Source organism: Legionella maioricensis (genome assembly GCF_023618015.1).
In the GTDB taxonomy this organism is placed as follows: Bacteria; Pseudomonadota; Gammaproteobacteria; order Legionellales; family Legionellaceae; genus Legionella; species Legionella maioricensis.
Map to the genome: position 1 here is coordinate 1 of NZ_JAJKBJ010000043.1, position 12,759 is coordinate 12,759.

Genomic DNA, 12,759 nt, shown 5'->3' on the forward strand with positions numbered 1-12,759 from the left:
TAATGTGTACAGTGAGTGACAAGCCTCCCTTAAATGGGAAAGACCCGAAAGACCCAAGTCTATTAAATAGCGTACTAAGACACTCGAGATGCTTATGCATATTGAAATACATTCACTTTGCACCCTGCATGCACCCTGAGATGGTAATGTAGGTTGGGGTAATTGGCAATTGATTCAGTGTTTATATGGCGTCCCGAACAGGATTCGAACCTGTGACCTGCCCCTTAGGAGGGGGCCGCGCTATCCAGCTGCGCCACCGGGACTTAGTCGCAAGTTTACCTTTATCATTGATAAATAACAACGAGATACGACGAGGATGAAATAAAAAAATAGATTTTTATCTATGAGTCATATTAAATAAATTAGTTAAGCCGGTTGTGAGCATAACTTGAGATCATTCTTGGCCATGCGTTCGAGGATTTTTATATTTCTGGTGGCAATTTCATAAATTCCCTGAAGGGTTTCATATTTTAGGGCTTCAAATTGCTTTTTAATTTGTTCTATTTCCTCGGCAGTCGGAATGTCATAATCAATCTCTTCCATGATCGATCTCATTTTATCAATCCGTAGGGCATCAAAATAAAAATAGTGATTGGTTTCATAAATTTCTTTTTGTAATAAGGAAGGGGTCTGCTCATTAAAAAGTTTGACTTTTTGAATACCTGGGGAACAGGTATTGCGAATAAAACAAATTTTATTCAGTAAGAAAAGTTCTTTCGACAATCCGAATAAAGCACGATTGACTATAGAGCAATTAATAATAGGGAAACCCAATCCAACACGATTAAGAAAAATTAAGTTGAATATTCCATCGATGTAGTTTTCCAATTTGGTATTTTGATTATTTTTAATGCACTGTACGATAAAGTTAAAATCCAGGCCATGAAAACTCATACCGCGCCTGTCTTCTAAAAACCAGACAACATAAAAATATTCACTTAAAGCATTGGACAAGTATTTTTCCGCTAAAGAATTTTGTAATTGTCTTATTTCATTGACTAATCCGGGTGTAATTACTACCGGGACTTTAGGTTTTAAACATACTGACATTCCATTGACACCTATTTCTCTTACAGCTAATAACTCAAGATTTAGCATCATTACTCCTGAAATGGCATGTTGTTATATTCGCATAAAAAAAGAAGTGGTATTTAATTGTAGATCATTTTGGGCAAAATATATAAAGATGGTGTGTTTTTGTTTCGATAGAGGTTTTTTCTAATAAAATTCTTACCAATGATGAGAAGGGGCGTTTTTATTATCTTATCGACTTGACTTAAACTTTTTCGTTACCTTAACTTAAAATGAACTTTAAGGTTATTTTTAATGCAGGAGTAGGCATTTTTTAATAAGGACATTATTATGAAGGGCAAAAATGACATTAACTATGGACATGATGAGAGTGAGGTATTTCGCTTATATGATAAAAGTTCAAGTAATACCGGATATCAAAAAAAATCACTATCATTTTTTGGCAATAGTGGAGTAAAGGGTTCTGTTGTATTCAAAAGGATATATGGTTATTGTTTTGCAACAGCATTTGAATCCATGCAAATCAAGGCCTCATTAGATTCTATAACCATTACTTACCCTATTAATCATCGTATTCACAATGAACATTTCACTGATCTATTTGATGGAAAACCACCGTTACATTTTTCATCAGCAGGTCAAAATGCACCAAATAATTCTTTTCTTAAATTAAAATTTACTCGTTGTGGAGCAAAGAAATTTTTATTTTTGGAATGTAATGCCTATGAAGATATTTATAACTACGACTTAGCTAATCTTTTAGCAACTTTTGCAAAACAGGATGTTAAAATTAAAAATTTTTCTCAATTTAAAGAAGTAGTATTAAAAGTTCGTGATGAGGAAGAACGTTTGAATGTTGATGCGTTACACGTGAATTTAAGGCATTTAATAACCCATGATGATTTTGATTACGATGGGGTGAGTGTAGAAAATCTTCTTGAAGCAGTGAGCAGTTTTAATATTAATTGCTTAAAACGTTTTGAAGAGTTGATCTCCCATAAAAACGAAAAGGACAGAGTTCCGGCCTGCGAACTTGGACAAATTTTAGCTAAAATTGTATTGAATTATAAGATTGTCCCCTATCAACAGTATAAAGCTGCGTTAAGTAGACTTGATTCTATTGAGCGCAATGAAATTTATCAAAATGATCCGCTGATTCAGTTATCTTTAGTAGATATAAGAAAGACTATTGCAACTTTAAGTACCAGGGCCTTAAATGCTGGCAGAGGTATAGAGGTAAATGAGCAACAATTAAGTTTTATTTTACAAGAATTGTTTCTTCACGAGGGAACGAAACCAGAGGAACGAGTTTGGTTTCCAGTAGGTACGGTAGAGAGACTTTCACAACAATTAGAGGCTTTTTTTTCTTTATATAAATATACTCCGGAATCGCTTGGCGGGACAAAAGATGACGTGTCCTGTCCTTATTGAATTACTGGGCTTTACAGCCCAGTCTACGCTAAAGATCCTACAATGATTTCCTGTAAATGTTACATCCCTGAATAGTTAGGTCCTCCACCACCTTCAGGTGCAGTCCAGACTATATTTTGGCGAGGATCTTTAATATCACAGGTTTTACAGTGAATGCAGTTTTGAGCATTAATTTGCAGTTTCGGTCCTTTTTCATCCTGAACAATCTCATATACCGCAGCAGGGCAATAACGGCTTTCTGGAGAGGCATAAGTAGTTAAATTAACATCTATGGCTAATTTAGGATTTTTCAGTTTCAGATGGCAGGGTTGGTTTTCTTCATGATAGGTATTCGATAAAAAAACAGAAGAAAGCCTGTCGAAGGTGAGTACTCCATCGGGTTTGGGGTAATCAATTTTTTTAGCTTTTTCAGCAGGGAGCAGACTTGTATGATCTGCATGATTACTTAATGTCCAGGGGGAGTGTCCACGGGTAACATAAGTTTCAAAAGCTGCATTAATTAAACCTGGGATTAACCCATATTTAAATCCTGGTCTGATGTTACGCACCGAATGAAGTTCTTTCGCTAACCAGGATTGATTTACCTTTTCAGTATAACTGTTTAATTCAATTTGAGTTGTATGTTCTTGACTTAACTGCTCAAAACACGCTTGTGCCGCCAGCATTCCTGATTGCATGGCTGTATGTATGCCTTTGATTTTGGGTACATTGAGAAAACCTGCTGCATCGCCAATTAATGCTCCTCCGGGAAAGGTGAGTTTGGGTAATGATTGCCATCCTCCTTCATTGAGAGCACGAGCCCCATAACTTAGTCTTTCCCCGCCTTTTAAAACAGAATTGATCAACGGATGAGCTTTAAAGCGCTGTAACTCTTCGAAGGGATTTAACCATGGATTTTTGTAATCCAAACCAACAACAAAACCAACAGCTACCCGTTGTTTGGAGAAGTGATAAATAAAAGATCCGCCATACGTTGCCTGATCAAGGGGCCAACCGATGGTGTGAATTACCGTTCCAGGTTTATGTTTGGCTTCATCAACTTGCCATACCTCTTTAATTCCCAAACCATACGTTTGAGGTTGTGCCTTGTCCCTTAGATGATAACGAGCCATAAGACTTTGACTTAACTGTCCCCGGCATCCCTCAGCAAATAATGTTTGTTTGGCTAATAAATGCATACCAGGCTGATAATTAGGGGTTTCTTTACCACTTTTATCTATTCCTACACTACCTGTGGCAACCCCTATAACCTGATTTTTATCATTGTAAAGGGCTTCCACAGCAGCAAAACCAGGATAGAGTTCACATCCTAAATCTTCGGCTTGTTTCGCAAGAAATATGCAGAGTTCACCCAGACTGATAATAAAATTTCCTTGATTATGCATGGGTTTTGGCGTAGGCAGCTTATAAGCTTTTGATTGGGTTAGAAAATAAAATAAATCGTTATTTACCGGTGTATCTAAAGGAGCTTCTTGCCAGGTATCGGGTAATAGTTCTTGCAAGCTTCTGGGTTCAAGAACGGCACCTGAAAGGATATGTGCTCCAATTTGCGCTCCTTTTTCCAGGATGCAAATAGAAATTTCTCTTTGAGAGGCTAAGGCTAGCTGTTTTAATTTTATCGCAGCAGATAAACCCGACGGGCCAGCTCCGACAATGATTACATCAAACTCCATTGTTTCCTGTTCCACACCTACTCCTACTTACAAAAAATAAATAATCGCTTTTATAAATCCTAATATCAAGAATATATTTAATTATTTAGTTGCGATACTCAAATGGGAACTGTCATCTTGAAAGAAGGGAGCTTTTGATGAGCACCTTGCCACCATCAGGAGATCCCTCGCTTCGCTCGGGATGACGTAAGTGGTTCGGGATGATGTAAGTGGTTCGGGATGATGTAAGTGATTCGGGATGATGTAAGTGATTCGGGATGACGTAAGTGGTTCGGGATGACGTAAGTGGTTCGGGATGATGTAAGTGGTTCGGGATGATGTAAGTGGTTCGGGATGATGTAAGTGGTTCGGGATGATGTAAGTGATTCGGGATGATGTAAGTGGTTCGGGATGATGTAAGTGGTTCGGGATGATGTAAGTGATTCGGGATGATGTAAGTGATTCGGGATGATGTAAGTGATTCGGGATGATGTAAGTGATTCGGGATGATGTAAGTGATTCGGGATGATGTAAGTGATTTGCCACGACATGGTGTGGTTTGGGGTGATCTTGCTATATTAGATCAGAAATGTTGTGCAGCTATGAATTACACAAAGAAGTTAACTATACTTCAATGAGATTATTTTTTTTTATATTTATAAAGATCTTATCTTTTTGATAAAAAAAAGGGTTAAAATGGTCGATGTTAGTTGCTACTAATTGCAGGTATTTCCTATGAACAATGAATATAAAAATTCACTCCAATTGCCTAAAACTATCGGTCGTTTTTTCTGGCATTTTGTCAAAAAACAGCGGTTGGCTTTTATGTTTTTTCTATTGGCTCCAACTGTTATGGTACTGGAAAATAATGTTATTCCTTATTCATTAAAAATGATTGTTGATGCCTTGGGAACTCACTCCAAAGAAGAACCTATTTTTTCTGTTCTTGCCCCTGCTTTGTGGGTAGGTGGAGGAGCCTGGGTGGGCATGTTAGTGATAGTAAGACTGCAAAATTGGTGGCAGGGTTATGTTATTCCCAAGTTTCAGGCTGACGTCCGCATGTCTGTTTTTGATTATTTAAATAAACAGTCTTACCAATATTTTTCCAATGAAATGGCTGGAAGTTTAGCCAATAAAGTCAATGACTTGCCGCGTGCTCTTGATTCCATTTTTATGATCATCACTTGGTATGGCGTGGCCGCTTTTTCATCTATTATTGTCGCATTAATTTTGATGTGCACCATTAACTATTGGTTTGCCATTGTTTTAGCCAGTTGGATCATTATTCAGCTCTTGATTAGTTATAAATTATCAAAAAAAGTCGATCAATATTCCATTGAGAATGCCGAAGATAAAAGTGAGCTCAGTGGCAAAATTGTTGATAGTTTAAGCAATGCCAATGCGGTAAAACTATTTGCACGGGGCAGAGATGAATTATCTTATGTTTCTTTAAGTCAAAATAAAGAAGAGAAAAGTAATAAAAAATTAACGATTTATATGAATATATTTCGTTTATATTTAGATATCCCAGTCACCATAATGCTGGCTATTATGGTTTATTTACTTATCACTTTCTGGCAACGTGGCATTATTACTACCGGTGATTTTGTTTTTATATTTAATGTGTCTTTTGTCATTATGTCGCAAATCTGGTACCTGTGTCATGCGATGGCAGAATTATTTCGTGAAATAGGGATTGCCAGACAAGCCTTGGCGCTTCTGAGTGTGCCTATAGAAATCCAGGATATTCCCAATGCCAAGTCTTTGGAAGTGACTGAAGGCAAGATTGAGTTTGTCAATGTGACATTCCATTACAATCAAGGTAAAAAAGTATTTGAAAATAAATCCGTTATTATTAAACCCAAACAACGTGTTGGATTAGTGGGATTTTCAGGAAGTGGGAAAACTACGTTTATTCATTTAATTCTGCGTTTTTTTAATGTTGAATCGGGCCGAATCCTTATTGATGGCCAGAATATCAGTCAAGTAACCCAGGACTCTTTACGTGCTGCTATTAGTATGATTCCTCAAGATACAACTTTATTTCACCGTTCTCTGATGGAAAATATTCGTTATGGCAACCTTAATGCAACTGATGAAGAGGTTTATTTAGCGTCGCGACAGGCATGTTGTGATGAGTTTATTTCTTTATTGCCTGAAGGTTATGATACTTTGGTTGGCGAACGGGGGATTAAGTTATCGGGTGGTCAGCGACAGCGTATTGCTATAGCTCGCGCTATTTTAAAAAATGCCAAAATGGTGATACTGGACGAGGCTACTTCACAACTGGATTCACTTACTGAAGAGAAGATTCAAAACTCGTTGTGGCATTTAATGGAAGACAAAACAACAATAGTTATTGCCCACCGCCTATCGACCCTATTACATATGGACAGAATCCTGGTATTTGAACGGGGCAGAATTGTTGAAGATGGTACTCATGAGGAGTTAATTGCTAAAAATGGTTTATATAAATCAATGTGGGATGCACAAGTAGGCGGCTTCTTGCCTGAATCAGATAAAGAGGGGTGGGATGAGTGATGCTTCAATTAAAGCGGAAAGCGCTGAGGACGTGGAAATGGCTAATTCTCATGCAGCTACTCTCTGGGAATAGGGACAAATCGTATCTATTTATGGGTAAATGAAGTCAGGAGTATTTCATGTTAATACGGAATTGTTTTTTTGCTCTATTTTTTTCTATTTTCTTTATATCAACAGCGTGTGCCATGCGTTGTGGAGAAAAACTTGTTTATGAAGGAGATAGCGAGTTTGATGTGCTTTCCAAGTGCGGCGAGCCACTTGACAAGCAGGTTTATAACCAACCAGTACCTCAGTATAATGCTGAAGGCGAGCAGATTGGGGCGATTACCAACTCCATATCCAAATGGATTTATCAAAAATCACCTGCTGACTTTCAATATGAACTGATTTTTGATGCAGGCGTATTAAAACAAATTAATACGAATCGTAATCCTTGACCTATAATTTAAACTAAATTTAAATATTTTAAATAAGGAATATTATGAATATTTTATTGGGCTGCGTGCTTTTGGGACTTTCAATTATAGCGAATGCTGGCTCGGCTGCGGGTGATGATTTAACAATCAATGCCGATTCTTCACAGAGTAGTTTTGTCGTGCAACTAGCAGCAAATCCAACAACGGGTTTTCAATGGAAGGTGGTGAGGTTCGACAAAAATTTGCTCAGTTTGATTAGTAGTCATTATCAAAAAAATCAAACTAATCTAATCGGCGCTGGCGGACAGATGCAGTTTACATTTATCTTAAACAAAGGAAAAAGTTATCCCGCAAAAACCAATATGGTATTTAAATATGCTCGCTCTTGGGAGCCAGATACCAGTACCCTAAAGAAGGTTACGGTGAATTTTGTGAAGGCACCGAACAGTTAGACGTACGTATAGAGTATGCGGTTGTTCTTAGGTATTACGCGCTACAAGGCATGAGTAGCTAAAACATTCACGGAATTCTGTGAACAATGGCGTCAACTTAAAGAACGTTGTAGCCTGGATGGAGCGAAGCGTAATCCGGGATCAAGGCTCTAATCAGATTTCGATCCCGTGTTACGGCTGCGCCTTCACCCAGGCTACATCCCTTAAGTTGACGCCAGTGCGTGAGCACTTACATTCGTACCAAGTTAAAAAAACTCTAGCCCTAAGAGATCACTTTTCTAAATGGTAAATATCGCGGCTCCCAAAACATATCCTCTATTAGAGTGGGTATGTCTTTATCCTGATTCTTTTGTGCATAACCCGAATCAATGGCACATTGAGCTACAGCAATTGCTATTTTTTTAGCAACATTTTGTGCGTCATCTAATGAAGGCAGCAAGGGTAAGAAACTGTCTTTTTTACTGGGAGCAAACTGACATAAGGTGACTGCAGCAGCCAAGATCATTTCTTTAGTCAATCTTGAAGCACTAACCGCCAAAATTCCTAAACCTATTCCAGGGAAAACAAGGGCATTATTACATTGGGCTACCTCTATCAGACGATTATGGTATTCAATGGGAGGGAATGCGGTTCCTGTGGCAATAAGCGCTTTTCCTTGGCTCCAGGTTAATATATCGGCAGGTTGTGCTTCACACTTCTCGTCTGGATTAGACAATGGGAAGATAATAGGGCGTTCGCAAGTCGCAGACATCATTTCAATAATATCTTGAGAGAAAGCCCCGGTTTGTGCAGAACAACCAATGAGGATTGTCGGCTTCACATGTCTTACTGTATCCGTAAGGGAAGGGTGTTTTTTTTCATTGATCAGCCATGATGCAATTTCTTCAGGGCTACGTGCGTAAGGTTTTTGAGCATCTGTAAGTTCCAGGTCGTTATTGAGTAATAAACCTTGCCGGTCGATTAACCAGAATCTTTGATAGGCCTCTTCAGCACTCAATCCATCTCGAATCATGGCATCTACAATCTGATCGCTGATCCCAGTGCCTGCAGAACCTGCACCAAAAACAACAATTCTATGATCTTGCAGTTTGACCCCGGTTACCTCACAAGCAGCCAGTAGTGCAGCTAAGGTAACTGCTCCGGTACCTTGTATGTCGTCGTTAAAAGTACATAATTCATCTTGAAATTGATCAAGAATACGCCGTGCATTTCCTCGTCCGAAATCTTCCCAGTGTAAGAAAGCATTAGGGAATTGCTTATGAATCTCGTTAACAAAAGTCAAAATAAAATCATCATAATCGGCGCTGTCAATACGAGGATGGCGACAGCCTAAGTACATTGGATCATTTAACAAATCCTGATTATTTGTACCTACATCAAGAAAAACGGGGAGTGTTCGTGTGGGATCAATGCCACCACATAAGCTATAAACCATTAATTTTGCCACAGGAATATCCATGCCCCCTATGCCTTGATCACCAATACCAAGAACGCCTTCACCATCAGTGACTACAACAAGGTCAATTTCCGGATTAGAGCGATTACTTATTATTTCTTCAATTTGATTTTTATCTGAATGAGCAATATACAAACCTCTTGGCTGCCTGTACTCGTGGCTGAATCTTTTTACTGCAGTCCCTACTATAGGGGTGTATATAGTAGGTAGCATTTCACTCAAGTGGCGGCTTAGCAGTTTATAAAAGAGCACTTGATTTTTATCATGCAAATTATTCAAATAAATATTTTGTTTAAGTCTCGTGGTATAGACAGAATACTGAAGGTAGGCACGTTTTACCTGCTCATCCAGGGTCTCCACACGATTAGGAAGCTTTCCTAATAGGCCGAACGCTTTTCTTTCTTCATTAGTGAATGCGGTACCTTTATTGAGTTGAGGCGTAGTAAGCAAGGGCTTTCCACATAATGAGGTTTCTATATACAGTTCACCCGTTTGGGGATCCCGAATTAATTTAAAATCAAGCATGGAGGTTTCTCATAAGATAGCGTTACTTGCAGACTGGTGATAATATCGGTTTTTTGTAGTTTACATCAAGAGGTTGTGTATGAATAAGTACTTGGTGGTGATTTTAATAGCTCTTGGATTAACTTCTTGTAACGTGAAAAATGAGCAATATTATCTATCTAAGCCCAAAGAATTGCAAAAAGCATTAAAAGCCTGTCCGAATCAAGCACCACAAGGATTGAGTTGCCAGCAGCTTGAACAAATTGGAGATAGGATGAATCGATTAGCCTATCAATTGCAATCAAATCCTCAAGCTTTTGGAAATAAGATTTTGGCGTTACAACAAACTATTGCAAGCCAACAGCTAGAATTAAAAAAGAACAGCACCAATAAGGAATTACAAGCATCTTTAGCGCAAAATCAACATGATTTAGTTGACTTTTTAGCAGTGGTAAAATGGCTGGAATCACCTGAGGGTTGAGATGAGAATATTAGTAAGTAATGATGACGGAGTTTTGGCACCAGGAATCAAAATATTAGCCAATGAGTTAGCTACAGTTGCCGAAATTGAAGTTATTGCACCCGATAGAAACAGAAGCGGAGCGAGTAATTCCTTAACCTTGACGCGTCCATTAAGAGTCAGGCAATTAGAAAATGGCTATTATAGTGTTGAAGGTACGCCAACCGATTGCGTTCATTTGGGTTTAACAGGGTTTTTAGATCCCATTGCAGATATGGTGGTTTCTGGAATTAATGAAGGCGCTAATTTAGGAGATGATGTTCTTTATTCCGGCACTGTTGCTGCAGCAATGGAAGGGCGTTATTTAGGATTGCCAGCCATAGCAATTTCCATGGTAGGCGATACAATAAAACATTACGATACTGCGGCAGTTATTGCTCGGCAATTGGTAATGAAATTAAGTTCGAACCGACTGCCTTCGCAAACTATTTTAAATGTGAATGTCCCTAATTTACCCTTAAATCAAATAAAGGGTTTTCAGGTTACTCGACTGGGCACCCGTCACAGTGCTGAGCCTATTGTTAAAGAATATGATCCCAGAGGCCGGCCTATTTTCTGGATTGGTCCTCCTGGAATGGAAGCAGACGCTGGAGCGGGAACTGATTTTTATGCCATCAATACAGGTTACGTTTCCATAACACCCCTTCATTTGGATATGACACATTATAGGATGTTTGATCAGCTATCGAACTGGCTGGATGGAATTAATCTGTAAATGAAACATTGCTGTTTCGCTTAATGCAGGGATTGAATTCTCCTGTGAATAAATGATGTAGATGAGACTATAAATGATGCGTACACTATGCAAAAATTTTTTTTGCCTGTTTCTCATAATAATTCTTGCCGGTTGCGGGGCAAGAAATGAGCTTGCACCAGTATCTGAGTTAAAATGGCAACCCTTGTCTAAATATCAAAAAACGCATACAGTCCGGCGCGGAGAAACACTTTATGCAATAGCATTTCGTTATGATACCGATTTCAGAACACTGGCCCGTATCAATAATGTAAGACCTCCTTATGCGTTAAGAGTAGGGCAGGTATTGAGTTTGCAAGGCATTACACGTCGATCATCTCCCCCCAGGGCAGTTTATTATCGTGGGCACTCACGTCCTGCTCCCCGAGTAAAACAAAGAGTCATTTATTCACCAGTTCATAATGTTCGTTCTTCTTCAGGATGGATGTGGCCAGTGAGCGGACGTGTCGTGACTAACTTTATACCTTCACAAGGTAAGAAAGGCATAAATATTGCTTGTAAAAAAGGTGAAAGGGTTCATGCCTCTTCCGGAGGTGTGGTGGCTTATGCAGGAAGCGGTTTGGCAGGATACGGTAATTTGATTATCATTAAGCATAATAATGAATATTTAACGGCATATGGAAATAATGCGAAGAATTTGGTTTCAGAAGGACAGAGGGTTAAAGCAGGTCAGGTTATTGCAGAAGCGGGAGTGATTGACCGGAAGTACTGGGGTGTTCATTTTGAAATCAGAAAGACAGGAATACCAGTCAATCCATTGAATTATCTACAAAAAGGTTGACATATAACTTATAGTTATAGCAACAATAGACATGTTGAGAAGTATTTAAAGATTTCAAGACATGCTAAACATTATAGGTGAAACAATGAACGAGGAAGACGAACCAATTAAAGAGACGGACATTAAAGATGAAGAATGGTCCGAGCCTGATGATAATTCGCTTTTAATCGAAGATGATATAGAACTGGAGATTGAAAAAGCTGAGGGTGATGAAGAGCTTGAAATCCCTGATTTCTCCGATGATGTGGCATTTCCATCTTTTCATAAAGGCAAAAATGTTGCCAAGGCCATGGATGCAACCCAGCTTTATTTAAGTGAGATTGGTTTTTCTCCTTTGCTTAGTGCTGAAGAAGAGGTTCATTATGCCACTCTTGCATTGCAAGGCGATATTGCTGCGCGCAAGAAGATGATCGAGTCAAACTTACGCTTAGTGGTTAAAATTTCACGTCGTTACCTTAATCGTGGTTTGCCTTTGCTTGACTTGATTGAAGAAGGCAATTTGGGGTTAATGAAGTCAGTCGAAAAATTTGATCCGAATCGTGGATTTAGATTTTCAACTTATGCCACCTGGTGGATTAGGCAAACTATAGAACGCGCCATAATGAATCAGACGCGAACTATTCGTTTACCAATTCACGTAGTAAAAGAGCTGAACGTCTATCTTCGAGCGGCCAGACAACTCACTCAAAAATTAGATCATGAGCCTTCACCAGAAGAAATTGCCGATATGGTGGATAAACCTTTAGAGGATGTGCAAAAGTTACTGGGGTTAAATGATAAAGTGACTTCTGTGGATACCCCTATAGGATATGACGAAACTAAATCGTTACTGGATACTATTGCTGATGAAAACAGTGTTAATCCCGCAGAATTATTGACTAATGAAAATCTGCGTTTACACATTGAATCCCTTTTAGATAAGTTAACTGAAAATCAGCAGCAGGTAATTGCCAGAAGATTTGGTTTGCGCGGTTTTGAGAAAGCAACTCTTGAAGATGTAGGTAAAGAAATTGATTTAACTCGTGAGCGAGTTCGTCAAATTCAAGTTGAAGCCCTAAAAACCCTAAGAAGCTTGTTAGAACGAGTGGGATTGACTCAAGAAGATTTATTTTAAATTGGTAGTTAAATTTAGCTCCACTGCCATTAAGGTAAGGATTTTTTCAAATTTACCTCGATCCATTCGGGCTGAAGAGCACTGCCTTTGACTTAAGCCGCTATCC

At 38.7% G+C, this 12,759-nt stretch carries 11 protein-coding genes and 1 tRNA gene; 8 read left to right on the top strand and 4 right to left on the bottom strand.

The window, feature by feature from the left end:
• Positions 1 to 186: 186 nt before the first annotated feature.
• Positions 187 to 263, bottom strand: a tRNA-Arg gene (locus LOX96_RS17085).
• 103 nt (positions 264 to 366) lie between these two features.
• Positions 367 to 1,101, bottom strand: a complete 735-nt coding sequence (locus tag LOX96_RS17090) for a hypothetical protein (RefSeq protein ID WP_250424467.1) — start codon at positions 1,099 to 1,101, stop codon at positions 367 to 369.
• Positions 1,102 to 1,362: 261 nt separating this feature from the next.
• Between LOX96_RS17090 and LOX96_RS17095 the strand changes: the two genes are divergently transcribed.
• Positions 1,363 to 2,463: a hypothetical protein gene (locus LOX96_RS17095; protein WP_250424468.1), complete on the top strand. Its 1,101-nt coding sequence runs from the start codon at positions 1,363 to 1,365 to the stop codon at positions 2,461 to 2,463.
• 59 nt (positions 2,464 to 2,522) lie between these two features.
• Here the strand turns inward: LOX96_RS17095 and LOX96_RS17100 are convergent, their stop codons facing one another.
• Positions 2,523 to 4,151 carry an electron transfer flavoprotein-ubiquinone oxidoreductase gene (locus LOX96_RS17100; RefSeq protein ID WP_348645860.1) on the bottom strand — a complete coding sequence of 543 codons (1,629 nt, stop codon included), beginning with the start codon at positions 4,149 to 4,151 and terminating at the stop codon, positions 2,523 to 2,525.
• A 699-nt stretch (positions 4,152 to 4,850) separates the two neighbouring features.
• On the opposite strand from LOX96_RS17100, the gene LOX96_RS17105 reads away from it, so the two are divergent.
• From LOX96_RS17105 to LOX96_RS17115, 3 genes are all read left to right on the top strand, one after another.
• Positions 4,851 to 6,656, top strand: coding sequence for an ABC transporter ATP-binding protein (locus LOX96_RS17105; protein WP_250424739.1), 1,806 nt, complete (start codon positions 4,851 to 4,853; stop codon positions 6,654 to 6,656).
• Between the two features lie 119 nt (positions 6,657 to 6,775).
• A complete protein-coding gene (locus LOX96_RS17110; protein WP_250424741.1) occupies positions 6,776 to 7,093 on the top strand; it encodes a DUF2845 domain-containing protein in 318 nt (105 codons plus the stop codon).
• 44 nt (positions 7,094 to 7,137) lie between these two features.
• Positions 7,138 to 7,524 (top strand): protease inhibitor I42 family protein, encoded by a 387-nt coding sequence (locus LOX96_RS17115; RefSeq protein ID WP_250424744.1) that lies wholly within the window; start codon positions 7,138 to 7,140, stop codon positions 7,522 to 7,524.
• A gap of 262 nt (positions 7,525 to 7,786) precedes the next feature.
• Here the strand turns inward: LOX96_RS17115 and LOX96_RS17120 are convergent, their stop codons facing one another.
• Entirely contained in the window at positions 7,787 to 9,505 is a 1,719-nt protein-coding gene (locus LOX96_RS17120; RefSeq protein ID WP_250424745.1) for an NAD-dependent malic enzyme, read from the bottom strand.
• Positions 9,506 to 9,584: 79 nt separating this feature from the next.
• Between LOX96_RS17120 and LOX96_RS17125 the strand changes: the two genes are divergently transcribed.
• The 4 genes from LOX96_RS17125 to rpoS all read left to right on the top strand — a co-directional run bounded on the left by LOX96_RS17125 (position 9,585) and on the right by rpoS (position 12,653).
• Positions 9,585 to 9,965 carry a lipoprotein gene (locus tag LOX96_RS17125; RefSeq protein ID WP_250424746.1) on the top strand — a complete coding sequence of 127 codons (381 nt, stop codon included), beginning with the start codon at positions 9,585 to 9,587 and terminating at the stop codon, positions 9,963 to 9,965.
• A gap of 1 nt (position 9,966) precedes the next feature.
• Positions 9,967 to 10,719 (top strand): 5'/3'-nucleotidase SurE, encoded by a 753-nt coding sequence (surE, locus tag LOX96_RS17130; protein ID WP_250424748.1) that lies wholly within the window; start codon positions 9,967 to 9,969, stop codon positions 10,717 to 10,719.
• A gap of 73 nt (positions 10,720 to 10,792) precedes the next feature.
• Complete coding sequence (locus LOX96_RS17135; RefSeq protein ID WP_250424750.1) at positions 10,793 to 11,539, top strand: peptidoglycan DD-metalloendopeptidase family protein; 747 nt, start codon at positions 10,793 to 10,795, stop codon at positions 11,537 to 11,539.
• Between the two features lie 85 nt (positions 11,540 to 11,624).
• Positions 11,625 to 12,653 (top strand): RNA polymerase sigma factor RpoS, encoded by a 1,029-nt coding sequence (gene rpoS, locus LOX96_RS17140; protein ID WP_250424752.1) that lies wholly within the window; start codon positions 11,625 to 11,627, stop codon positions 12,651 to 12,653.
• Positions 12,654 to 12,759 lie beyond the last annotated feature (106 nt).